This window comes from Enterobacter sp. ECC_219_Taxon_10 (assembly GCF_058354905.1).
Map to the genome: position 1 here is coordinate 1,978,912 of NZ_CM178005.1, position 24,044 is coordinate 2,002,955.

The window sequence follows — 24,044 nt, forward strand, 5'->3', positions numbered from 1 at the left end:
GGGCCGGGTAAGCGCTAGCGCCACCCGGCACATATACCTTAGTGCTTAATCCCGAGTGATTCCGCCAGCTGTTTCGCTAACTGATTGTTATCATCAGCCCCGTACTCCCAGAACATCGCCCCGGCGAGGCCTTTCTCTTTGATGTAGTCTGCCTTGATCGCGACGGAACGCGGGTTCTCATACGAAATCGCAAACAGCGCGTTGCCATCGGAACCCTTTACCGATAGCCACGGCACCTTCGCCTGGTCGTCCCAGTGCTCGGTAAAACGCTTCTGCGGATCGTTCAGCAGCTTCTTCACGATATCGTTGTACTTCACGTAGGTATCTTTGGTCAGGTCATAACCGAGCGACTTAAACAGGCCGATCTCCTGCGGCCCGAAGTAGGGCTGGGTGACCGGATTTTTTTGCGCGTCCGGCTTGCTCCAGTCAATGCCCGGTTCAACCGCACGTTTCGGTACGCGACCGTAAAAACCGATCCCGAGGTTCATCTGCTTCGGCTTAAGTCCGGCGGCCAGATAGTTGCTCACCACAAAATCGACGCTGTATTTATCCGCGGCAGCCACCGTTGGCCAGGCGCTGGAGTCATACAGGTTCGCGTTGAAATACTGGGTGCCGTACGCCATGTCGTAGGTCATCAGGTTGATATAGTCGAGCAGGGGCGCGATGGCTTTGACATCTACCCAGCTTTTCGGACTTTCCGCATTCGCGCCCACCGCAATGGTCACCAGCTTTTTCTGCCCAAACGCCGCGCGCATCTCTTTCAACAAGGCGGTGAAGTTATCCCGATCGGCTGGCTGGCTTGCAACCAGCCCCCACGCGCCGTTAACCGGATACTCCCAGTCGAGATCGATCCCGTCCAGGCCGTATTTGTCGACAATTTCCTGCGCGGAGCGGATAAACACTGCGCGACTCTCTTTGGTTGCCGCCGCGCCAGAGAAACCACGCGCGCCCCAGCCGCCAACGGAGAGCAGGACTTTCAGGTTCGGGTTTTGTTTACGCAGGGCCGGGATGAGGGCCAGATCGGACGCCACTTTTGGCGACAGCCAGATTTGATGCAGTTTCGTCGGATCTTTCAGCGCGGCGTTGGTCTCGTCTTTCTCGTCGTTATAAACAAGTCCAAACGAGTAGTTCAGATGGGTGATCTGGCGAACGTCCAGCTTATTAATATCGCCACCCGGTCCGGCGGTGACATCGCCACCCCCGTTAAAGTAGCCCACGGACATCAGCGGCGCGGCGGAAGCAAGTGACGCGCAAAGCAAGGGTAATGCTGCCAGCAGGGGCAAACGTTTCATACAAGTTCCTCTTTGACGTAATAAAAATAACCACGCCACAGAAAAGGCGTGGCGAAAAAACAGCCTGATGAGAATAGCATTGCCGTTTCGCTTGTGATGCGAGGGAGTTCACTTTATGGGGATTGGGGAAGAAATGCCGGGTGGCGGCTGCGCCTTACCCGGCTTAAAAGACTACGCCTGCGTTTCCAGCCAGTCTGCCAGCGTATACAGCGTAGCACCTTCAGCGGCCATATCCATAAACGCCTGAGCGCTGTCCTGTGGGTGAATGTTCACCCCACGACAGCCATCGGTGATGACGCTGACGGTATAGCCTAACTGGAGCGCGTCCAGCACGGTAAACTTCACGCAGTAATCCGTCGCCAGACCCAGTACGATCAGCTCCGTGATTTCATGGTGACGTAACCACGCGTCCAGCGCCGTCTTCTGACGATGCCCGTTATCGAAAAACGCGCTATAGCTGTCGATAGCCGCGTTTTCGCCTTTATGGAACACCGCGTCGATGGCTTTCTGATTCAGGAGCGGATGCAGCTCCGCGCCTTCCGTCTGCTGTACGCAGTGATCCGGCCAGAAAGTTTGCGCCAGCCCGTCGAGTTCACCCTGGGTGAACGGCTCGACGTTGTGCTGGCTGGCAAAGCTGCCGTGATTCGCCGGGTGCCAGTCCTGGCTGGCGACAACCGCTTCACTGCGTGCTTTGCACCAGTCAATCAGCGCGTTGGCCACGTCAACGGTGCTGTCACCTTCGGCGACGGCAAGCGCACCGCCCGCGCAGAAATCATTTTGCAAATCGACCAGTAGCAGGGCGCGTTGCTTCATGAGACCTCCTTATTCGTCCGGGGTCAGTTCGCCGCGCAGGTTTTGCATCATGGCGCGGCGAATGGACTGAATGTCCAGATCCTGACTCAGTAAATAGTGAAGTTTAGTCAGCGTCGCCTCAACGGTCATATCGAAGCCGCTGATCACCCCCGCGTGCGCCAGCGCGTTGCCGGTGGCATAGCCCCCCATATTCACTTTGCCGGACATGCACTGGGTCAGGTTCACGACCACAATTCCGCGCTCGCTGGCTTCCTGAAGCTCTTTCAGGAACTCGCCGTTCTGCGGAGCATTGCCCACGCCATAGGAGCGCAGGATCAGCGCTTTCACCGGCTGGCGCAGGAAGTTGCGCACCACGTCTGCGGAGATCCCCGGATAGATGGTGACCACGCCAATCGGCTGCGGGGTAATCGGATGCACGATCAGCTCGCCAGCGGTGTTTGGTGCCGGAGGCGTTCCCAGACGACGGATATGAATCCCGGCTTCCAGCAGCGGCTGCAGGTTAGGGGAGGCGAAGGCGTCAAAACCGTCGGCATGGGCTTTGGTGGTGCGGTTGCCGCGATACAGACGGTTGTTGAAGAACAGCGACACTTCGTTGATCGGGTAATTGGCCGCCACGTACAGGGAGTTCAGCAGGTTGATCTGCCCGTCAGAGCGCAGCTCGGCCAGCGGAATTTGCGACCCGGTGACGATCACCGGCTTGCTCAGGTTCTCCAGCATGAAGGAGAGTGCCGAAGCGGTGAACGCCATGGTGTCGGTGCCGTGCAGGATCACGAAGCCGTCGTACTGGTCGTAATGGGCTTTAATGTCATCCGCAATGTGCTGCCAGTCTTCCGGCGTCATGTCGGAGGAGTCCATCAGCGGCTCGTATTCATGGATGGTAAAGTCAGGCATTTCCGGACGGTGGAATTCAGGCATCAGCGCAAGCTGACGCTGCAGGTGGCCGGAGACCGGAATATAGCCGTTTTCAGAGCGCTGCATCCCGATGGTACCGCCAGTGTAGGCGACATAAATCGATTTCTTCTGCATGGTAGTGAGTTCTTGTTCTTCAAAAGAAAAAATCCCCTCTTCACGGGAAGAGGGGACGGTTTTTAACGGACGTTCGCGCAGGTCAGGCAAAACGCGTAACGGCTTTGTGGATCGTTGAAGGCCGCGAGCTTATCGCTTTCCACCTTCATTGCTTTCGCAGCCGTGGCCACCGGGGCAGGCAGGTACGCCTGCAGCGCCTCCGGCAGCATGGCGCGAACGGAAACGGACATGCTGTCCATCACCATATCGAAGAACGACGGCTCGTCCTGGTAATACTCAATATGCCACTGCTTGAGCTTCGCCAGTTCGGCGGCTTTCTTCACCGCGTCGTCGAAGTCGCCCAGGCTGTCGACCAGACCGTTACTCTTCGCATCCTGCCCGGTCCAGACGTGGCCCTGAGCAATCTGGTCGATCTGCTCAGGCGTCTTCTTACGCGAGTCGGCAACCAGCGTGATAAAGCGCTTATAGCCGTTCTCAATGCTCAGCTGCATCATCTCTGAAACTTCCGGCGGCAGGGATTTGGTCATCGACACATCCGCCAGCGGCGACGTGGAAACGCCATCGGTATGCACGCCCAGATAATCCAGACTGTTTTCCACGGTATTAATCACCCCGAAGATGCCGATCGAGCCGGTCAGCGTGCTTGGGTTCGCCACAATGTAGTTGGCAGGCGTGGAGATCCAGTATCCGCCAGACGCGGCCATACCACCCATGGATACGACGACAGGCTTGCCGGCGGCACGCGCCGCGGCCAGTTCAGCGCGGATCACCTCGGAGGCGCTGACGCTGCCGCCAGGGCTGTTGACGCGCAGAACAATCGCTTTCACTTTCGGGTCAAGGCGTGCGTCGCGGATTTGCGACGCGGTGGTGTCACCGCCGACGTTGCCCGGCGTTTCCTGACCGTCCATAATGGCGCCGTTAGCAAAGACCACGGCTACGCTGTCACCGCTATCGTCCGGCTTTTTCGCAGCATAGTCATACATGCTGATGGCGCTGTAGTTTTTGTCCTCTTTGCTCCAGCCAAACTGTTTGGTCAGGGCCTTTTCGATATCCGCACTGGTGCCCAGCGCGTCAACCAGCTTATTGTCGAGCGCGTATTTCGCAGTATCGCCGTCGACCTTACGCAGCCCGTCCAGCACGCCGCGAGCGCCAGGGAACACCTGCTCAGCGGTAATTTGACGGTTAGCGGCAACGGTGCCGAGATAGTTCTGCCACAGCTCGCCAATCCAGCGGCTGTCTGCTTCACGGGCGGCAGGAGACATATCGTCGCGGATAAACGGCTCCACGGCAGATTTATAGGTGCCGACGCGGAAGACGTGGGTGGTGACCTTCAGCTTGTCGAGCAGCGATTTGTAGTACAGGCCGTTGGTGGCAAAGCCGTGCAGATCGACCGTCCCCTGCGGAGAAAGCCAGATCTTATTGGCGAAGCTCGCCAGATAATATTGCCCCTGGCTGTAGCTGTCGCCCACGGCAATCACCGGCTTGCCGCTGTCGCGGAATTCGCGCAGCGCTTTCCCGATGTACTGCATGGAAGGCTGGTCGCCGCCGGCAAAATCTTTCAGATCCAGCACGATCCCGGTGATGTTACGGTCGTCTTTGGCCTGTCGGATGGTATCGACGATATCGAACAGGGAGTTCTCCTGCAGGCGGTCTGACGTCGCGCCAAACAGCTGTCGGCTGATAACCCCCAGACGGTTGCTGGTGGACGGTTTATCAACGATCACGCCGGTGATATCGAGTAACAGGGCCCCGCGAGTCGAATGCTGAGCCTGATTCGCGTTGCTGATATGCATCCAGATGCCCGCGCAAACCAGAACCAGCAGGATGAAGAAGATATTCATCACCAGGTTGCGGACGAAGTTGAGCAGTCGCCACGTCCATTTAAAGAAACCGGCAAAGATTCGCCAAAGGGTTCGCATGTATTCTCCCTAACCAGAAAATGACTGTTTCCGTCGCCACTGGACGGTAATGTTGGGTTATCGTAATGACCCAACCGCCACTTGTCAGCAGGAATCGCCTGCCAGGCTGTAACAAAATCTGCCGTCGTGTTAATTTTGTGAGTAAATTTCAAGAAAGGAGTTAACCAATGGATGCACTCGAACTGCTTGTTAACCGTCGTAGCGCGTCACGTCTGGCCGAACCTGCCCCTGTGGGCGAGCAGCTGGAAAACATTCTGCGTGCCGGCATGCGTGCCCCGGATCACGGCACGCTGCAGCCATGGCACTTCTTTGTGATTGAGGGTGAAGGCCGCGAACGTTTCAGTCAGTTGCTGGAGCAGGGGGCGATTGCCGCTGGGCAGGATGAGAAGGGGATTGATAAAGCTCGCAACGCGCCGTTCCGCGCCCCGATGATCGTTACCGTCGTGGCCAAATGCCAGGCCGACCATAAGGTGCCGGTCTGGGAGCAGGAAATGTCTGCTGGCTGTGCGGTGATGGCGATGCAAATGGCCGCCGTTGCGCAGGGGTTTAACGGTATCTGGCGCACCGGTCCGCTGACCGAGAGCGCTGCCGTGCGGGCAGGATTCTCCTGCGGTGAGCACGACAAAATTGTCGGCTTCCTCTACCTCGGTACCCCACAGCTTAAAGCCTCCAGCACCATTAGCGTGCCGGACACCACGCCTTTCGTCAGCCGTTTCTGATAACGCGCGCTAAACTGTCTGGATTCTGAGCATCTGCCGCAGAATTCAGACAGTCATACTTACCTCTTTATGGAATGAGCGCTACCATAGCGCGATTGAGATGACAGGAGACGTCCATGAGCGAGCAAACCATTCGTTTAACGCAGTACAGCCACGGAGCCGGTTGCGGTTGTAAAATTTCCCCTAAAGTGCTGGAGACCATTCTGCACAGCGAACAGGCGAAGTTTGTCGACCCGAACCTGCTTGTCGGCAATGAAACGCGTGACGATGCGGCGGTTTATGACTTAGGTAACGGTACCAGCATTATCAGCACCACTGACTTCTTTATGCCGATTGTCGACAACCCGTTCGACTTCGGGCGCATTGCGGCCACCAACGCCATCAGCGATATCTTCGCCATGGGCGGTAAGCCGATCATGGCGATCGCCATTCTGGGCTGGCCGATCAACACCATTCCACCGGAAATCGCCCGCGAGGTGATTGATGGTGGGCGTTTCGCCTGTCAGCAGGCGGGAATTGCCCTGGCCGGCGGCCACTCGATTGATGCGCCGGAGCCGATCTTCGGCCTGGCCGTGACGGGCGTGGTGCCGACCGAGCGCGTGAAGCGCAACAGTACCGCGCAGGCGGGCTGCAGGCTCTTCCTCACCAAGCCGCTGGGCATTGGCGTGCTTACCACCGCCGAGAAAAAATCCCTGCTGAAACCAGAGCACAAAGGCCTGGCAACGGAAGTGATGTGCCAGATGAACCTCGCCGGTGCGGCGTTCGCCAATATCGACGGCGTGAAGGCGATGACCGACGTCACCGGTTTTGGCCTGCTGGGGCACCTCTCTGAGGTCTGTCAGGGCGCAGGCGTGCAGGCGCAGGTCTGGTATCAGGACGTGCCGAAGCTGCCGGGCGTGGAGGAGTACATTGCCCAGGGCGCGGTCCCGGGCGGTACCCAGCGCAATTTCGCCAGCTACGGTCACCTGATGGGCGAAATGCCTGAGGAGTGGCGCAACCTGCTGTGCGATCCGCAAACTTCCGGCGGTCTGCTGCTGGCGGTCACGCCGGAATCCGAAGCCGAGGTACAGGCAACCGCGGCCGAGTTTGGCATCACCCTGACGGCGATCGGCGAGCTGGTGACCGCGCGCGGTGGCCGACCGATGATTGAGATCCGTTAATTCGATGCGGTTGTTTATTGCCGAAAAGCCGAGCCTGGCCCGAGCCATCGCCGACGTGCTGCCTAAGCCGCATCGCAAAGGCGACGGCTTTATCGAATGCGGTAACGGACAGGTGGTGACCTGGTGTATCGGCCACCTGCTTGAGCAGGCGCAACCGGACGTCTACGACAGCCGCTACGCCCGCTGGAACCTCAACGATCTGCCGATTGTGCCGGAAAAGTGGCGCCTTCAGCCTCGCCCGTCCGTTACCAAACAGCTCAACGTTATTAAACGTTTTCTGCACGAAGCGACGGAAGTGGTCCACGCGGGTGACCCGGACAGAGAGGGGCAGCTGCTGGTGGACGAAGTGCTGGACTATCTTGAGCTGGCGCCGGAAAAGCGCCAGCAGGTGCAGCGCTGCCTGATCAACGACCTCAACCCGCAGGCGGTTGAGCGTGCCATTTCGCGTCTGCGTGCCAACAGCGAATTTATCCCGCTGTGCGTCTCCGCGCTGGCGCGTGCACGCGCCGACTGGCTGTACGGGATCAACATGACCCGCGCCTACACTATCCTCGGTCGCAACGCGGGCTATCAGGGCGTGCTCTCCGTGGGCCGCGTGCAGACGCCGGTGCTGGGGCTGGTGGTGCGTCGCGATGAAGAGATTGAGAACTTCGTCGCCAAAGATTTCTTTGAAGTGAAAGCCCACATCGTCACGCCAAAAGACGAACGCTTTACCGCCGTCTGGCAGCCGAGCGATGCCTGCGAGTCGTATCAGGACGAAGAGGGGCGGCTGCTGCACCGTCCGCTGGCGGAGCACGTGGTCAACCGTATTACCGGCCAGCCCGCTATCGTCACCAGCTATAACGATAAACGGGAATCAGAACCCGCGCCGCTGCCGTTCTCCCTTTCTGCTCTACAGATTGAGGCCGCGAAGCGCTTTGGTCTCAGCGCGCAGAACGTGCTGGACATCTGTCAGAAGCTTTACGAAACCCACAAGCTGATCACCTATCCGCGTTCGGACAGCCGCTATCTGCCGGAAGAGCACTTTGCCGGACGCCACTCGGTGATGAACGCCATCGGCGTCCACGCGCCGGATCTGCTCCCGCAGCCCGTCGTTAACCCGGATACCCATAACCGCTGCTGGGATGACAAAAAGGTGGATGCCCACCACGCGATTATCCCGACGGCGCGTGCCAGCAGCGTCAACCTGACCGATAACGAAGCGAAGGTGTATAACCTGATCGCCCGTCAGTACCTGATGCAGTTCTGCCCGGACGCGGTATTCCGTAAATGCGTGATTGAGCTTGAGATTGCCAAAGGCAAGTTTATCGCCAAGGCGCGTTTCCTTGCGGAAGCTGGCTGGCGCACGCTGCTCGGCAACAAAGAGCGCGACGAGGAGAACGATGGCACGCCGCTGCCGGTGGTGGCGAAAGATGACGAACTGCTGTGTGAAAAAGGCGAAGTGGTTGAACGACAGACCCAGCCGCCGCGCCACTTCACCGATGCGACGCTGCTTTCCGCCATGACCGGGATCGCCCGCTTTGTGCAGGATAAAGATCTGAAGAAGATCCTGCGCGCCACCGACGGTCTGGGTACGGAAGCGACCCGCGCGGGGATCATCGAGCTGCTCTTTAAGCGTGGTTTCCTGGAGAAAAAGGGACGCTATATTCACTCAACGGAACCGGGCCGGGCGCTAATTCACTCTCTGCCGGAGCTGGCCGCCCGGCCGGACATGACCGCACACTGGGAATCGGTGCTGACGCAGATCAGCGAGAAGCAGTGTCGTTACCAGGACTTTATGCAGCCGCTGGTCGGGACGCTTTACCAGCTGATCGATCAGGCTCGCAGCACGCCGGTGAAAACGTTCAGAGGGATGGTTGCACCCGGTGGCGGTGCGAAGAAACCGTTCAAGAAGAAAAAGAGCGCGGCCTGATACGCCCGGTTTTCTCCCTCTCCCTGTGGGAGAGGGCCGGGGTGAGGGCACCCGGCCGTACGATATAAACCTTAAATCACACCCTGCCCAATCATCGCATCCGCTACCTTCACGAACCCGGCGATATTCGCGCCGCGCACGTAGTTGGTCTGCGACGCTTCACCGCCGTACTCCACGCAGGCGTGGTGAATATCCAGCATGATGTGGTGCAGGCGTGCATCCACTTTCTCCGCCTTCCAGCCGAGACGCGCGGCGTTTTGCGCCATCTCCAGACCGGAGGTCGCCACGCCGCCCGCGTTAGCGGCCTTGCCCGGCGCAAACAGCACGCCCGCCTCCAGGAACAGATCCGTCGCCTCGATAGTGGTCGGCATATTCGCCCCTTCGGCCACCGCCTTCACGCCGTTGGTAATCAGCGTGCGCGCGGCGTCCGCGTCCAGCTCGTTTTGCGTGGCGCACGGCAGGGCGATATCCACCGGCACGCCCCACGGCTGTTTACCTTCCAGATACGTCAGGCCAAACTCCGCGGCATAATCGGCAAGTCTGCCATCGCGGCTGGCTTTGATTTCGCACAGGCGCGCCAGCTTCTCAGCCGTAAAGCCCGCTTCATCCACTACCGTGCCCTTAGAGTCGGAGGCCGTCACCACGCGGGCGCCAAACTGCATCGCTTTTTCGATAGCGTACTGCGCCACGTTACCGGAGCCGGAAACCGCCACGCGCATCCCTTCAAAACCTAAGCCGTGACGCTTGAGCATTGCCTCGGTGAAGTAAACCAGGCCGTAGCCGGTCGCCTCCGGGCGGATCAGACTGCCGCCAAACGATAGTCCTTTGCCGGTAAAGACGCAGGCGCTGTTATTGGAGAGTTTTTTCATCATCCCGGCCATAAAGCCCACTTCGCGGGCCCCCACGCCGATATCCCCCGCCGGTACGTCGGTGTCCGGGCCGAGGTGGCGGTAGAGCTCGGTCATCAGCGCCTGACAGAAACGCATCACTTCGCCTTCGCTTTTGCCTTTGGGATCGAAATCACTCCCGCCTTTACCGCCGCCCATTGGCAGGGTGGTGAGCGCGTTTTTAAACGTCTGCTCAAAGCCGAGGAATTTCAGAATCGACAGGTTCACGGAAGGGTGGAAGCGCATACCGCCCTTAAACGGACCGATGGCGGAGTTAAACTGCACGCGCCAGGCGCGGTTGACCTGCACCTGGTTGCGGTCATCCACCCAGGTCACGCGGAACTGGATCACGCGTTCTGGCTCAACCAGACGTTCCAGCAGCGACAGTTGACGATAGCGCGGGTTTTCTTCAAGGAACGGCCAGAGGGTGGTCATTACTTCACGAACAGCCTGAGCAAATTCGCTTTGGTGCGGGTCGCGCTGCTGAACATGGGCAAGGAAACTTTCCAGAGAGCGTGTCTGATCCATAGATATAAGAACCTCTTATAGTAATTTATGTCTGTTGCTTATGCGATTTGTGTTGTTTTTTTGACTATACCACCCGTACCGCTTTGTGAAGCAAGCGGAAATGTATGCCGAAAGGGAAATTAATGACCCGGGCCGCGTCATAACAAAAAGCGATGACGCGCTAAATTAAAGATTCTGCCCGATTTACCGTTATAGTCATTAACAGGAGACAACAGGAAGAGAACTCTATGAACCGTTACGTGATGGCCGCGTTATCATTGATGTTGACCGCAGGCGCGCAGGCTGACCGCATTCGTCCGGATGTAGAAGTGAATGTGCCGCCGGAGGTGTTTAGCTCCAGCGGCCAGCGCGCGCAGCCGTGTAACCAGTGCTGCATCTACCAGGATCAAAACTATTCTGAAGGGGCCGTCGTGAAGGCCGATGGCGTGCTGCTCCAGTGCCAGCGCGATGAACGTACCATCAGCACGAATCCGCTGGTCTGGCGGCGCGTAAAAGAATAAACGCCTCCAGCAGCGGGATATCCGCAGGGGCCAGGCTGTAGCAAAGCGCCTCTTCCGGCGTACACCACACCAGCGCGCTGTGGTAGTGCGCCGTTAACTCTCCGCTGAAGGTAGGCACGTGCCAGGCATGCAGGTTGATTAACCGCTGTGATACCTCGCGCTGATGGCTTGCCACGTACTGCTCAGGCTGCGCCTCAATACCCAGCTCTTCACGCAGCTCGCGGATAAGCGCCTCGGGATGGGTTTCTCCGGCCTCCACTTTGCCGCCAGCGAACTCCCACATACCCGGCTGGTCGGCGTGAGCAGGGCGCTGCGCCAGTAAAATTTTGTCGTCTTTTTCGATGATGGCCGCAACGACATCGACTGTTTTTAGCATGGTCGTCAATACTTGATAGCGAAAAACGCCATATTATCGTGCCCTTTCAAAGAGTCCAGCCATCAGGAGAATCAGGTGAAAGAGACGTCCACCTGGGTAGAGCCCATCCCAACCCTTCCGGCGAGCGTAAAACCCATTGCCGCCGCGCAGCGAAAACACTTCGGCGCCGTGCTGAACCCCACGCGCTGGTGGGGACGCATGCCGCGTCTGTTCTGGCTGGTCGCCTTGTTCGTGGCCTTTCTGGAGCGCAGAAAAGCGCGCCTGACGCCAGTGCTGCGCTCGCTGCTCATGACGCGCGTATCGCAGCTGTGCCACTGTGCGTTCTGCATTGATGCCAACAGCCTGCGCCTGGCCGAGCGCTGCGGCGCGCTGGATAAAGTCCAGGCCGTGAGCGGCTGGACTGATTCTGACTTGTTCAGTGAACAGGAGCGCGCGGCACTGGCATATGCGGAGGCGGTGACCGCCACGCCACCCCGGGTGGATGAGGCCGTCAAAACGGCGATGAAACGCCACTTTACGGATGATGCCATCACTGAAATGACGGCACTCATTGCCTTTCAGAATCTCTCGGCCCGGTTTAATGCCGCGCTGGATATTCCGGCTCAGGGGCTGTGCGCCACGTTTAAAGGGAAGCCAGATGCTTGACCGTCACCTGCACCCGCGGGTAAAGCCCGCTCTGAACCGTCTGGTTTCCATGCTGGATAAGCCGGGAATTACGCCCGACGGGCTAACGCTTGCCGGGTTTGCCATCGGCCTGCTGGCGCTGCCGTTTCTGGCCCTCGGCTGGTATCTGGCGGCGCTGGTTGCCATCGTTCTGAACCGCCTGCTGGATGGTCTGGACGGCGCGCTGGCGCGTCGGAGAGGGCTGACGGATGCGGGAGGGTTTCTGGATATCGCCCTCGATTTTCTGTTCTACGCGCTGGTGCCGTTTGGCTTTGCGCTGGCTGCACCCGCAGAGAATACGCTGGCCGCCGCCTGGCTGCTGTTTGCGTTTATCGGTACCGGCAGCAGTTTTCTGGCCTTTGCCGCGCTGGCCGCGAAGCATAATATCGACAACCCCGGCTATGCGCACAAGTCGTTTTACTATATCGGCGGGTTAACGGAAGGGACGGAAACCATCGCGCTGTTCGTGCTGTGCTGCCTGTTTCCGGCGCACTTTACGCTGTTCGCGTGGATATTCGGCGCGCTGTGCTGGCTGACCACCACAACGCGCATCTGGAGCGGCTACGTGACGCTGAAGTCACTCACCCCTTAGAGAGTGCTCTCCGGCCCGCGCTCGCCGGTAGTGACCGGGTTCTGCGGGTGGCTGCTCCATTCATACCAGCCGCCGTCATAGACGGCGACGTGCTTCCAGCCCATCGCCCGGGCGTACATAAAGGTTTCTGACGCTCGCCAGCCGGTGCCGCAGTAAAACGCGACCTGCTGTTCCGGCAGGATATTCCAGCTTTTCCACTGGGCGGCGATATCGTCCGCGCTGCGCATGGTGCCATCCGGGTTATGGAAGTCTTCCATATGGGTGGCATCGCTGCCCGCATGGCCCCAGCGGGCGCCGGCAATTTCACCTTTTGGCTTGATGTAGCTGTAGCCGCTGGTTTCGCCGATAAACTCCGGCCACGAACGAATGCTGACCAGGGAGGCATCCTGACGGTGCAGCATGCCGCGCGCCTGTTCCATATCCACCATCAGCTGCGGCTGGCCGGGGATCGGCGCGCCAAAATCAGCGGCCGGAGCTACTTTAGCGGGCATGCCGCGCTCAACTGGCAGACCGGCATCTGACCACGCCTTCCAGCCGCCATCGAGAATGCGCACATCCTTCACGCCCGCGTACAGCATAATCTGTGCCACGCGCGCGGCGGCGTAAACGTCACGGCCATACAGAATGACGGTGGTATCGTGACGGATCCCGTGCTTTGCCAGCATCGCTTTCAGCCTGTCGTCGGAGACTTTATTCCACAGCGGCTCGCTTTCCACCTCGTTAGTGTCGATGTAGCCCGCGCCGGGAATGTGGTTCAGCAGGTAAAACTTCGGCGCGCCCCAGGCAGCTTCAATTACTTTCCATTCGCCCGCCGGCGCGGCGGTCACCGGTTTACCCTGCTGGAGCTGGTGGATCCACTGCGGGTAGACGAGCTGTTCAAAGTGCGCCAGACGCTGAAGGCGGTCGGGCACCTGCAGGGCATCGCTGAGAAGCGAAACGTGGCGGTATCCGACTTTCTCCAGGCGGGCTTTCACCGCCAGGCTGGCGCCACTGTCGCCGTATAGCGCGATGGCCGTCCCCGGCGTCAGCTGATGCTGCCTGGCCCAAAGCGCAATCTGCTCGTCGCTCATTGCATCAAGCCAGGCGGCAGCCAGGTTGAGCGCTGCGGGTTCATGCCCGGATGGGCCGCTGAGGGTCTGCGGCCAGCCGTTATAGAAGGCGCTGGGGCGGGTGTCGATTGCCGCGCCGTGCTGTGCCTGAAGCTGAGACAGCGTCATCGTATTGGCCATATCAGCTGCCAGAGAGGAAAAAGAGGCGAGGCCGCAGATCAGGGCCAGCGCGGTCAGTTGAGAAACACGTTTCATCGAATAACCTGACGTCAGTAAAAGAGGGGGGCATTGTCGTCTCTCCCGAAACGGAAAACATTGCGTTAGCACATTATTGCCAGCGAGAAATCTCCATCACCTCGCCGCCGGGCGGAATATCGTCCTTGTCATGGGTGACCAGCACCACCGGAATATTGCGCGCGCGGACGGTGTCAAACACCCATGCCCGGAACGTCGTGCGTAACGCTTTATCAAGGCGGCTGAACGGTTCGTCCAGCAGCAGCGCCTGCGGCTCTGCGAGCAGGGCGCGCAGCAGGCTAACCCGGGCACGCTCGCCGCCGGAAAGCGTGGCCGGATCGCTGGCGTAATGACCGCTCAGCCCGGCGGAAGCCAGCGCCTGCTCGACCGATTCCCGACGCGCGCGTCCGACGATCCGCTCGGGCAGCGCCAGCATCAAATTTTGCCCGACGCTGAACGGGTCAAACAGCAGCGCGTCCTGAAAAAGAATGCCCAGACCGCGGGATTCGACGGGCAAACCGTCGCAGCGGCGTTCGTCGAGCCACAGTTCGCCCCGCGCCTGAAACTCGTCTGACAGCGCGCCGGCCATCCAGGCAAAAAGGGTCGATTTGCCGCTGCCGGACGGCCCCATCAGGGTGACAATCTCCCCGCGGGGTACGCAAAAATTGACCCCGCGGAAAAGCGGTTCGATGGTGAGATTGCTTACCTTCAGCATTAACGTAATCCTTGACGGTAGCGGCCCGCGAGCCGGGATAACAGCGCGGCAAGGCCGAATACGACGCCCGTGACGAGCAATAATCCCAGGGCACGGTTCGCGAGAACCGGGATGCTGCCCCCGCTGCTGAGCGCGACGGTCTCAGTGGTCAGCGTGGCGAAACGCCCCGCGCCCAGCCAGAGCGTCGGCATATATTGCGCCATGCTGACGGAAAAGCCGGTGGCAAAGGCCAGCAGCGCAGGGCGCAGCAGCATGGGGCATTTCAGCAGTAAGAATATTTTTTCCTGCCGCCAGCCGAGCGTTCTGGCGGTAAGGATAAGCCGGGGATCGATCCGCCGCCAGGCCGGTTGCAGCACCAGCAGCATCCACGGTAGCACCCACAGCAGATGGCCCCAGAGGACGGCGGCAAAGCGTCCATCGAGCCCCAGATGCAAAGCAACCGCGTATTGCCCGGTGACGAGAGGCAGGGCCGGAAGGGCGAGCGGTAACCACACCCACGCCGCGCCTCGCTGTGGCCCCAATTCCAGCCAGAGAAAAATGACGATAAGGGCGATAAGGCTCGAAAGCAGACCGAAGGAAAGGCTGATGCCCAAGGGACCCACGTTGTCCCGTTGCGCCAGCATCAACAGCACGGCGGCGCACAGGATGCCGCAGGCGGGCAGAAACCCACTGAATGCGCGTTCAGGCAGCACGATATGCGACCTGCGGCGCGTACCTGTCTGGTCCGGAATCGCGCGACGCCAGGCCTTCCACAGGCCGTACCCCAGCGCGGCAAGCGCGGCCAGCAGGCAAAGGAGCAGCAGGCACAGCAGCGTCCCTTTTGCCTGCTGCTGCGCGTCGCCCTGGCTCAGCCACTGCCAGGCCAGCACGGCCAGCGTGGGCGGGTTGCCGGGCCCGAGAACGATCGCCACGTCCACGACCGACAGCGACCACGCCAGCACCGCCAGCATCACCGCCCCGAGGACGGGCGCGATCGCCGGAAGGATCAGCCAGCTGAGCGTCTGAAAACGCCCGTAGCCGAAGGTCTGCAGGACGATCTTCTGCTGCGCGAGCCCTTTTTCCGGCAGCACGGCGTAAATCGCCCACAGCACAAACGCGCTCTCTTTGACCGCGAGCGTCAGGCCCAGCCCGGCACCGTAGCGGTCAAACGGCGGCGAACAGACGGTACAAACCTGATACAACAGACCGCCCTCGGCAAACAGCAGTAGCGCGCTGGTGGCGAAGGCTACGTGGGGGATCGCCAGCAGCCACGGCAGGCGCGTGCTGAGGCGCCGCCAGCGGTTGCCGGGCCAGAAAAGGGCCACGAGAGAAAGGGCGATAAACAAGGCCCCCAGCGTGGCGATAAGCGTTGAGACCAGCGTGGCAACGGCTGCCTGCGGCAGTTGCGGATCGTTCAGCAGCCGCTGCCAGTTCGTTACGGAAAAGGCCGGTGCGAACAGCATGGCGCCAGCGGGCAGGATCGGCAGATAAATCACCGCCATCGCCAGCCAGACAAGCCAGCTTAACGGGTGCCGTAACGACGCAGCCATTCCTGCTCCAGCGCGTTCACCCAGGCGGACTGCGGTTCCGCGAGCATCTTCGGCAGCCCCTGCGGCATATGGGCCTGCAGCTGTTTCGCTTCAACTTCGGGCAGCGTTTTCGCATCCAGCACGCTCGGGTCTCCCCAGACTGCCGGGTCGGCCTTGCGGATCTGCGCCTGCGGCGACAGCAGGAAATTGGCGACCACTTTCGCCCCCGCACTCGCGCTGGCATTGGCCGGAACAGCCACAAAATGCACGTTGCCGAGCATCCCGTCGCGAAAACCAAAGCTGTAGCTGTCGGCAGGCAGCTCGCCGCTCGCCACTTTTTGCTGCGCGTGCGCCGGGTTAAAGGTCAGCGACAGATTCAGACTGCCGCTGGCAAGCAGGGCATCCATCCGGGCGGGAGAGGGAGGGAAATCTTTTCCTTCACGCCACAGCAGTGGGTGCAGCTTATCGAGGTAGGCCCAGAGCGGCGCCGTAACCTGGGCAAACGTAGCGTCAGGCGCTTTTTGTAACGCCTCGGGATGCGCCGCAAGCGTCAGCAGCAGCTGCTCCAGAAAGGCCGTGCCGGTAAAATCGGGCGGGCGAGGATAGCTGACTTTGCCCGGGTGCTGCTGCGCGTACGCCAGCAGCGCCTGAGGATCTTCTGGCGGCGTCGGCATGCTGACCCGGCGGGCGATAAAGGTCAGCTGCGCGCCGCCCCACGGCGACTCCGCGCCGTCTGTGGGAATGGCAAAATCTTCCGTGACGGGTTTGCGGGTATCGACATAGCGCCAGTTAGGCAACCTCTGCGCCCACCCGGTTTGCAGCAGGTTAGCCTCTTTCAGGGTGCGGAAGTTTTCGCCGTTGACCCACAGCAGGTCGACCGAGCCGTTGGTCTTTCGCCCTGAAGTGGCTTCGGTCTGGATACGTTTGACCGCATCGGCGGCATCCGCCAGCGGGACGATTTTTAGCGTAATGGCATAGTGCGTTTGCATCTCACCGCTAACCCACTCAAGGTAGCGGTTGACCGCCGGATCGCCGCCCCAGGCGTTAAACCAGACGGTCTGGCCTTTGGCCTGCTGTTGAACAGTTTGCCAGCCTTCGGCGGCATAGAGGGGGGCTGCCAACAGCAGACCGGTCAGAAACGTGCAAAAACGCACACGGCGCATAATGCCTCACTTTTTAGCAGAAGGGAGATAGCGGGATAAGAGCCGGCGCGTGGCCAGCGGTAATAACCCCAGTAGTGTAAAGGCGAATACCATGCCCGGCGACAAAATATCGCGAAGCGATGCCACTTTTCCCAGCTCCCGCCCGGCGTTCAGAAAGACAACCGTCGCGGGCAGCATGGCGACCTGGCTGACCCACCAGTAGCGCCGCACCGTGATGCGTGTCAGCCCCATGAGCAAATTCACCAGAAAAAACGGGAACAGCGGCATCAGGCGCAGGGCAAAAAGATACCCCGTGCCGTCGCGAGCCATGCCGGCATTCACCGTTGTCATCTGACGGGCAAACTGCCGTTGCACCCAGTCGCGCAGCAGGTAACGGCTGGCGAGCATCGCCAGCGTGGCCCCGAGCGTGGAGGCAAACGAAACCAGCACGGTGCCTTCCCACAGCGTGAATAACGCCCCGCCCAGCAGGGTCAGAACTGCTGCGCCGGGTATTGACAGGGCGGAAACCGCAACATAAAGCGCAAAGAAGATCAGCGCGCTACGCAGCGGCGCGCGGTCGACATGGGAGAGTAACGTCTGCTGATGCGTTTTAATTCCTGCCAGAGAGAGCGTGTCAGGCGGCAGAAAGACAAATGTCATAAGAAATGCGCCCAGAAGGGCGCACAGGAAAAGTGTTTTTCGCATGTTCACGCGCGATTACAGCTTGAATTTAGCCCATACCGGCGCGTGGTCCGACGGTTTTTCCATGCTGCGGATGTCGTAGTCGATTCCGGTTTCGATGCAGCGCTCTGCCAGCGGCGTGCTGGCCAGCAGCAGATCGATACGCAGGCCGCGGTTGTCGTCAAAGCCCTTTGAGCGGTAGTCAAACCACGAGAAGCGATCCTGCGTTTCCGGGTTGGCACTGCGGAAGGTATCCACCAGGCCCCAGCCCAGCAGGCGCTCCATCCACTCACGCTCTTCCGGCAGGAAAGAACATTTGCCGGTGCGCAGCCAGCGCTTGCGGTTCTCTTCGCCGATGCCGATATCGAGATCCGTCGGGCTGATGTTCATGTCGCCCATGATCAGCACCGGATTCTCTTTTTTCAGTTCGGTCGTCAGGTAATTCTGTAGATCCTGATAAAACTTCGCTTTGGCCGGGAATTTTGTCTCGTGATCGCGGCTCTCGCCCTGCGGGAAATAGCCGTTAATGACCGTGATGTTCCCGAGCGCGGAAGGCACTTCCGCCATGATGATGCGGCGCTGCGCTTCTTCTCCGTCGCCGGGGAAGCCGCGGCGCACGGAAACCGGCGTATCTTTGGTGAGCAGCGCGACGCCATAGTGACCTTTCTGACCGTGGTAAAAGACGTTATAGCCAAGTTTCGCCACCTCTTCGAGGGGGAACATGTCGTCGTGAACCTTGGTCTCCTGCAGGCCGATCACATCTGGCTGATGTTGCTCAACAATGGCTTCAAGCTGATGGGGGCGGGCGCGCAGGCCGTTGATATTAAAAGAGACAAATTTCATAGTCGCTGCCAGTGCAAGGTGAATAGTGCATGGATGGTAGCAGAATTTGCGTCAACTGTTACCGGGTTCGACCAATAACTGCGACAGATCATGCCGGTGGTGCAATATTTGCACCATTCTGACGCGCTTCGCCCCCAAAGAGGGCGTAAATGGCCGATAAATTTCGCGAGCGATCACAATTCCAGAATTATATTTGGCCTCTGCATACTCTTTCTGATTTTCATGCGGCAAAGCGCCGCTTGTCGTAAAAATATTCACTTTTTATGCACTAAAAGTGAATAACTCCATGTTGTAACTTGTTGATATTCTGTTACCTCAACCCGTTTATGCAATTTTATCGCTGGCTGGCACGAAGGCTGCAATCTACATTCACAGTGCAAACACTCAATTATTTAACATTCAAATAACTTTTTATTTACCGGATGAGGTCGCTATGTCTCTGTCAATTACGCGTGAAAATTTCGATGAATGGATGATGCCGGTTTACGCTCCGGCGGCTTTTATTCCGGTTCGCGGGGAAGGCTCACGCCTGTGGGATCAGCAGGGTAAAGAATATATCGACTTTGCAGGTGGGATTGCGGTCAATGCGCTGGGTCATGCGCACCCTGCACTGCGTCAGGCGCTGAATGACCAGGCGGCGAAGTTCTGGCATACCGGCAATGGCTTTACCAACGAACCCGCACTGCGCCTGGCGAAAAAGCTGATTGACGCGACCTTTGCCGAAAAAGTCTTTTTCTGTAACTCCGGGGCGGAAGCCAATGAAGCGGCGCTGAAGCTGGCGCGCAAATATGCCCACGATAAGTTTGGTACGCACAAAAGTGGGATTGTGGCGTTTAAAAATGCCTTCCATGGACGCACGCTCTTTACCGTGAGCGCGGGCGGCCAGCCTTCTTATTCACAGGATTTTGCCCCGCTGCCGCCGGATATTCGCCACGGCATCTATAACGACCTGCAGTCCGCCAGCGAGCTGATTAACGACACCACCTGCGCGGTGATCGTCGAGCCGATGCAGGGCGAGGGCGGCGTGCTTCCGGCGCAAAAGGCATTCCTTCAGGGGCTGCGCGAGCTGTGCGACCGTCACAACGCGGTCCTGATCTTCGACGAAGTGCAGACCGGCGTGGGCCGCACCGGCGAGCTGTATGCCTATATGCACTACGGCGTGACGCCGGACGTGCTCTCTACCGCCAAAGCGCTGGGCGGCGGCTTCCCGATTGGCGCGACGCTGACTACCGATAAATTCGCCAGCGTGATGACCGTGGGCACGCACGGCACGACCTACGGCGGCAACCCGCTGGCGACCGCCGTCGCCGGACAGGTTCTTGACATCATTAACACACCTGAGGTGCTGAAGGGCGTTAAACAGCGTCACGAGTGGTTCGTTGAGCGCCTGAACGCCATCAACGGCAAGCTTGGCCTGTTTAAAGAAATTCGCGGTCTGGGGCTGTTAATCGGCTGCGAGCTCACCGCTGAGTTTGCCGGAAAAGCTAAACTTATTTCACAGGAAGCGGCAAAAGTGGGCGTGATGGTGCTGATTGCCGGTGCCAACGTGGTGCGTTTTGCGCCTGCGCTGATCGTCAGCGAGGAAGAGGTGCAAACCGGTCTGGACCGTTTTGCGCTGGCGTGTGAAAAGGTGAAATCCGGGGTGTCATCATGATGGTCATCCGTCCCGTTGAGCGCGACGATATCGCCGGGCTCATGCAGCTTGCCGGTAAGACGGGAGGCGGGCTGACCTCGCTTCCTGCCGATGAAAAAACGCTGTCGGCGCGCATTGAGCGCGCCCTGCAAACCTGGCAGGGGACGTTGCCAAAAAGCGAACAGGGTTACGTGTTCGTGCTGGAAGACACCGACACGGGGAGCGTGGCCGGGATTTGCGCCATCGAAGTGGCCGTCGGGCTTAACGACCCGTGGTACAACTACCGCGTCGGCACCATGGTTCATGCCTCGAAAGAGCTGAACGTCTATAACGCGCTGCCCACGCTGTTTCTCTGTAATGACCACACGGGCGCCAGCGAGCTGTGCACGCTGTTCCTCGACCCGGCGTGGCGCAAAGAGGGCAACGGCTATCTGCTCTCCAAATCTCGCTTTATGTTTATGGCCGCCTTCCGCGATCGCTTTAATGAAAAAGTGGTGGCAGAGATGCGCGGCGTGATCGACGACAAAGGCTACTCTCCCTTCTGGGAAAGCCTGGGCGAGCGCTTCTTCTCGATGGAGTTCAGCCGGGCGGACTATCTCTGCGGCACGGGCCAGAAGGCCTTTATTGCCGAGCTGATGCCTAAACATCCTATCTATACCCATTTCTTAACGCCGGAAGCGCAGGCGGTGATCGGTGAAGTGCATCCGCAAACCGCGCCTGCCCGTGCGGTGCTGGAGAAAGAGGGCTTCCGCTACCGTAACTACGTCGACATCTTTGACGGCGGACCGACGCTTGAGTGTGATATTGACCGCGTGCGCGCGATCCGCAAAAGCCGCCTGGTTGAGGTATCTGAAGGCCAGCCTGCGCCGGGTGACTGGCCGGCTTGCCTGGTGGCGAACGAAAATTACGCCAACTTCCGTGCCATGCTGGTGCGGGCCAACCCGAAATGTGAACGTCTGGTGCTGACGGCTGCTGAGCTGGATGCCCTGAAATGTAACGCCGGCGATACGGTTCGCCTGGTGCGTCTCTGCCCTGAGGAGAAAACAGCATGACATTATGGATTAACGGTGACTGGGTCACGGGCGAAGGCGAACAGCGCACAAAGACCAATCCGGTTGGAAAAGAAGTTCTCTGGAAGGGGAATGACGCCAGCGCCGCGCAGGTCGAGCAGGCCTGCCGTGCCGCGCGCCGCGCGTTTCCCGCGTGGGCAAAACAGCCTTTCACCGAGCGCCAGGGGATTGTTGAAAAGTTTGCCGGTCTGCTGGAGGCGAACAAAGCCGAACTGACGCGCATCATCGCGTCTGAAACCAGTAAACCGCGCTGGGAAGCGGCAACCGAAGTGACGGCGATGATTAATAAGATCGCCATTTCGGTCAAGGCGTACCACACCCGCACCGGCGAACAACATACCGAGATGCCGGACGGCGCGGCCACGCTGCGCCACCGTCCGCACGGCGTGCTGGCGGTGTTTGGCCCGTATAACTTCCCGGGGCATCTGCCGAATGGCCACATTGTGCCCGCGCTGCTGGCGGGCAATACCGTTATCTTCAAACCGAGCGAGCTCACGCCGTTAACCGGCGAGGCAGTGGTGAAGCTATGGGAACAGGCTGGCCTGCCGCCGGGCGTACTGAACCTCGTGCAGGGCGGACGGGAAACCGGCCAGGCGCTCAGTGCGCTGAGCGATATTGACGGCCTGCTGTTTACCGGCAGCGCCGGAACGGGTTATCAGCTGCACCGCCAGCTGGCGGGCCAGCCGGAAAAAATCCTGGCGCTGGAGATGGGGGGCAACAACCCGCTGATTGTGGAAGACCCTGACGATATCGACGCCGCGGTGCACCTGACGATCCAGTCCGCCTTTATTACCGCCGGACAGCGCTGTACCTGCGCTCGCCGCCTGCTGGTCAAGCGCGGCGCGCAGGGGGATGCCTTCCTGAAACGTCTGGTAGAGGTGAGCGCGCGTCTGGTGCCTGCCGCGTGGGATGCCGACCCGCAACCGTTTATCGGCGGGCTGATTTCAGAACAGGCCGCGCTGAACGTGCTGAAGGCCTGGCAGGACCACGTCGCGCGCGGCGCGAAAAGCCTGCTGGAGCCGAAGCAGGTTCAGCCGGGTACCTCGCTGCTGACGCCGGGCATCGTTGAGATGAGTGGCGCGAGCAACGTGCCGGATGAAGAGGTGTTTGGCCCGCTGCTGTGCGTCTGGCGTTACGACGATTTTGACGCGGCCATTGCGATGGCCAATAACACCCGCTACGGCCTGTCGAGCGGGCTGATTTCACCGCATCGCGAGAAGTTTGATCGCCTGCTGCTGGAGGCGCGCGCCGGGATCGTGAACTGGAATAAACCGCTGACCGGGGCGGCGAGCACCGCGCCGTTCGGCGGCGTAGGGGCATCCGGTAACCATCGCGCCAGCGCGTGGTATGCCGCCGATTACTGTGCGTGGCCGATGGCGAGCCTGGAAACCCCGGCGCTGACGCTGCCGGAGACGCTCAACCCGGGGCTGGACTTTAGCGAAGGGGCTCGACATGAAAGCGCGTGAAGTTAACTTTGACGGGCTGGTGGGGCTTACGCACCACTATGCCGGTCTCTCTTTTGGTAACGAAGCCTCGACGAAGCACCGTTTTCAGGTCTCCAACCCGAAACTGGCGGCGAAGCAGGGGCTGCTAAAAATGAAGGCGTTGGCGGATGCCGGTTTCCCGCAGGCGGTGATCCCGCCGCAGGAACGCCCGAACGTGGCCGTGCTGCGCCAGCTCGGTTTCACCGGCAGCGATGAGCAGGTGGTCGAAAAAGCGGGCACGCAGACGCCGCACCTGCTCTCTGCCGCGAGCTCCGCCTCCTCAATGTGGGTGGCCAACGCGGCGACCGTCGCCCCGTCAGCCGATACGCTGGATGGCAAAGTCCACCTGACGGTGGCGAACCTGAACAACAAATTCCACCGCGCCACCGAAGCGGACACCACCGAGCGCGTGCTGCGCGCTATTTTCAAGCATGACGCCCATTTTGAGGTCCATCAGGCCCTGCCGCAGGTGGCGATGTTTGGCGACGAAGGTGCGGCCAACCATAACCGTCTGGGAGGCGATTACGGCGATCCCGCCGTGCAGCTGTTCATCTACGGGCGCGAGGAGGGCGGGCATTCCGCCCCGGTCCGTTATCCAGCGCGTCAGACGCTGGCGGCCAGCCAGGCGGTGGCCCGCCTGAACCAGGTCAATCCCTCACAGGTTATTTTTGCCCAGCAGAACCCGCAGGTGATCGATCAGGGGGTGTTTCATAACGACGTGATTGCCGTGTCCAACCGCCAGGTGCTGTTCTGCCATGAGCAGGCCTTTGCCCATCAGGAGAAGCTGCTTGCCACGCTGCGCGAACGCGTGCCCGGCTTTATGCCGATTCAGGTGCCAACGCAGGCGGTCAGCGTGCAGGACGCGGTCGAAACCTATCTGTTCAACAGCCAACTGCTGAGCCGTGATGACGGTAGCATGACGCTGGTGCTGCCGCAGGAGTCCCGGGATCATCAGGGCGTGTGGCGCTATCTCACTGAACTGGTGAAGGCCGATAACCCGATTGACGAGCTTCGCGTCTTTGACCTGCGCGAAAGCATGGCCAACGGCGGTGGTCCCGCCTGTCTGCGCCTGCGGGTCGTGTTAACGTCGAATGAAATGCAGGCCGTTAACCCGGCTGTGATGATGAATGAGGCGCTGTTCAACACCCTGAACGACTGGGTAGATCGCTACTATCGCGACCGGTTAACGCAGGCCGATCTGGTCGACCCGCAGCTGCTGCGCGAAGGGCGCGAGGCGCTGGACGCGTTATCGACAATCCTGCAGCTGGGATCGGTTTATCCGTTCCAGCGCTAGAGGA

The 24,044-nt window shown here is 59.9% G+C and carries 22 protein-coding genes; 10 read left to right on the top strand and 12 right to left on the bottom strand.

What is annotated here, in order from left to right:
* Positions 1-38 precede the first annotated feature (38 nt).
* The 4 genes from chiD to sppA all read right to left on the bottom strand — a co-directional run bounded on the left by chiD (position 39) and on the right by sppA (position 5,050).
* The gene (gene chiD / locus AC4ICF_RS09450; RefSeq protein ID WP_116340573.1) at positions 39-1,292 is read right to left on the bottom strand and encodes a chitinase ChiD; all 1,254 of its coding nucleotides are present in this window, start codon (positions 1,290-1,292) and stop codon (positions 39-41) included.
* Between the two features lie 171 nt (positions 1,293-1,463).
* Positions 1,464-2,105, bottom strand: a complete 642-nt coding sequence (pncA, locus tag AC4ICF_RS09455; RefSeq protein WP_116340571.1) for a bifunctional nicotinamidase/pyrazinamidase — start codon at positions 2,103-2,105, stop codon at positions 1,464-1,466.
* A 9-nt stretch (positions 2,106-2,114) separates the two neighbouring features.
* Positions 2,115-3,131 carry an asparaginase gene (gene ansA / locus AC4ICF_RS09460; RefSeq protein WP_028012774.1) on the bottom strand — a complete coding sequence of 339 codons (1,017 nt, stop codon included), beginning with the start codon at positions 3,129-3,131 and terminating at the stop codon, positions 2,115-2,117.
* 62 nt (positions 3,132-3,193) lie between these two features.
* Entirely contained in the window at positions 3,194-5,050 is a 1,857-nt protein-coding gene (sppA, locus tag AC4ICF_RS09465; protein ID WP_316378933.1) for a signal peptide peptidase SppA, read from the bottom strand.
* Between the two features lie 167 nt (positions 5,051-5,217).
* Here sppA and AC4ICF_RS09470 point away from each other — a divergent pair, with 167 nt between their 5' ends.
* The 3 genes from AC4ICF_RS09470 (at position 5,218) to AC4ICF_RS09480 (ending at position 8,841) form a co-directional block, all read left to right on the top strand.
* The gene (locus AC4ICF_RS09470; RefSeq protein ID WP_116340567.1) at positions 5,218-5,769 is read left to right on the top strand and encodes an NAD(P)H nitroreductase; all 552 of its coding nucleotides are present in this window, start codon (positions 5,218-5,220) and stop codon (positions 5,767-5,769) included.
* A 116-nt stretch (positions 5,770-5,885) separates the two neighbouring features.
* Entirely contained in the window at positions 5,886-6,929 is a 1,044-nt protein-coding gene (gene selD, locus AC4ICF_RS09475; RefSeq protein ID WP_163328894.1) for a selenide, water dikinase SelD, read from the top strand.
* Between the two features lie 4 nt (positions 6,930-6,933).
* A complete protein-coding gene (locus AC4ICF_RS09480) occupies positions 6,934-8,841 on the top strand; it encodes a DNA topoisomerase III (RefSeq protein WP_316378934.1) in 1,908 nt (635 codons plus the stop codon).
* Between the two features lie 71 nt (positions 8,842-8,912).
* On the opposite strand, the gene gdhA is transcribed toward AC4ICF_RS09480, so the two are convergent.
* A complete protein-coding gene (gdhA, locus tag AC4ICF_RS09485; RefSeq protein ID WP_061098517.1) occupies positions 8,913-10,256 on the bottom strand; it encodes an NADP-specific glutamate dehydrogenase in 1,344 nt (447 codons plus the stop codon).
* Positions 10,257-10,483: 227 nt separating this feature from the next.
* On the opposite strand from gdhA, the gene AC4ICF_RS09490 reads away from it, so the two are divergent.
* On the top strand, positions 10,484-10,756 hold the full coding sequence (locus AC4ICF_RS09490) for a YnjH family protein (protein WP_028012780.1): 273 nt from the start codon (positions 10,484-10,486) through the stop codon (positions 10,754-10,756).
* On the opposite strand, the gene AC4ICF_RS09495 is transcribed toward AC4ICF_RS09490, so the two are convergent.
* Positions 10,716-11,132 carry a pyrimidine (deoxy)nucleoside triphosphate diphosphatase gene (locus AC4ICF_RS09495; RefSeq protein ID WP_116340559.1) on the bottom strand — a complete coding sequence of 139 codons (417 nt, stop codon included), beginning with the start codon at positions 11,130-11,132 and terminating at the stop codon, positions 10,716-10,718. The two genes, AC4ICF_RS09490 and AC4ICF_RS09495, sit on opposite strands and share 41 nt — an antisense overlap.
* A gap of 75 nt (positions 11,133-11,207) precedes the next feature.
* Here AC4ICF_RS09495 and AC4ICF_RS09500 point away from each other — a divergent pair, with 75 nt between their 5' ends.
* Together AC4ICF_RS09500 and AC4ICF_RS09505 are read left to right on the top strand one after the other, a co-directional pair.
* Positions 11,208-11,777 carry a carboxymuconolactone decarboxylase family protein gene (locus tag AC4ICF_RS09500; protein WP_163328898.1) on the top strand — a complete coding sequence of 190 codons (570 nt, stop codon included), beginning with the start codon at positions 11,208-11,210 and terminating at the stop codon, positions 11,775-11,777.
* Complete coding sequence (locus AC4ICF_RS09505; protein ID WP_316378935.1) at positions 11,770-12,387, top strand: CDP-alcohol phosphatidyltransferase family protein; 618 nt, start codon at positions 11,770-11,772, stop codon at positions 12,385-12,387. Before AC4ICF_RS09500 ends, AC4ICF_RS09505 begins: the two co-directional genes overlap by 8 nt.
* Here AC4ICF_RS09505 and AC4ICF_RS09510 read toward each other — a convergent pair.
* The 6 genes from AC4ICF_RS09510 to xthA form a co-directional block, all read right to left on the bottom strand.
* Positions 12,384-13,691, bottom strand: coding sequence for a sulfurtransferase (locus tag AC4ICF_RS09510; RefSeq protein ID WP_316378936.1), 1,308 nt, complete (start codon positions 13,689-13,691; stop codon positions 12,384-12,386). The genes AC4ICF_RS09505 and AC4ICF_RS09510 overlap by 4 nt on opposite strands.
* Positions 13,692-13,764: 73 nt before the next feature.
* On the bottom strand, positions 13,765-14,385 hold the full coding sequence (locus tag AC4ICF_RS09515; protein WP_316378937.1) for an ATP-binding cassette domain-containing protein: 621 nt from the start codon (positions 14,383-14,385) through the stop codon (positions 13,765-13,767).
* Entirely contained in the window at positions 14,385-15,914 is a 1,530-nt protein-coding gene (locus tag AC4ICF_RS09520) for an ABC transporter permease family protein (RefSeq protein ID WP_316378938.1), read from the bottom strand. Before AC4ICF_RS09520 ends, AC4ICF_RS09515 begins: the two co-directional genes overlap by 1 nt.
* Entirely contained in the window at positions 15,887-17,047 is a 1,161-nt protein-coding gene (locus tag AC4ICF_RS09525; RefSeq protein ID WP_407065512.1) for an ABC transporter substrate-binding protein, read from the bottom strand. The genes AC4ICF_RS09520 and AC4ICF_RS09525 overlap by 28 nt, the downstream gene beginning before the upstream one ends.
* Positions 17,048-17,062: 15 nt before the next feature.
* Positions 17,063-17,695 (bottom strand): TVP38/TMEM64 family protein, encoded by a 633-nt coding sequence (locus tag AC4ICF_RS09530; protein WP_243865731.1) that lies wholly within the window; start codon positions 17,693-17,695, stop codon positions 17,063-17,065.
* A 57-nt stretch (positions 17,696-17,752) separates the two neighbouring features.
* The gene (gene xthA, locus AC4ICF_RS09535) at positions 17,753-18,559 is read right to left on the bottom strand and encodes an exodeoxyribonuclease III (protein ID WP_116340543.1); all 807 of its coding nucleotides are present in this window, start codon (positions 18,557-18,559) and stop codon (positions 17,753-17,755) included.
* Between the two features lie 433 nt (positions 18,560-18,992).
* Here xthA and astC point away from each other — a divergent pair, with 433 nt between their 5' ends.
* The 4 genes from astC to astB are packed head-to-tail and all read left to right on the top strand — an operon-like array spanning position 18,993 to position 24,040.
* On the top strand, positions 18,993-20,213 hold the full coding sequence (gene astC / locus AC4ICF_RS09540; protein WP_116340541.1) for a succinylornithine/acetylornithine transaminase: 1,221 nt from the start codon (positions 18,993-18,995) through the stop codon (positions 20,211-20,213).
* A complete protein-coding gene (gene astA, locus AC4ICF_RS09545; RefSeq protein WP_116340539.1) occupies positions 20,210-21,244 on the top strand; it encodes an arginine N-succinyltransferase in 1,035 nt (344 codons plus the stop codon). Before astC ends, astA begins: the two co-directional genes overlap by 4 nt.
* Positions 21,241-22,728 (top strand): succinylglutamate-semialdehyde dehydrogenase, encoded by a 1,488-nt coding sequence (gene astD, locus AC4ICF_RS09550; RefSeq protein ID WP_163328914.1) that lies wholly within the window; start codon positions 21,241-21,243, stop codon positions 22,726-22,728. Before astA ends, astD begins: the two co-directional genes overlap by 4 nt.
* Positions 22,715-24,040, top strand: a complete 1,326-nt coding sequence (gene astB, locus AC4ICF_RS09555; RefSeq protein WP_316378940.1) for an N-succinylarginine dihydrolase — start codon at positions 22,715-22,717, stop codon at positions 24,038-24,040. The genes astD and astB overlap by 14 nt, the downstream gene beginning before the upstream one ends.
* The last annotated feature ends 4 nt before the right edge of the window (positions 24,041-24,044 follow it).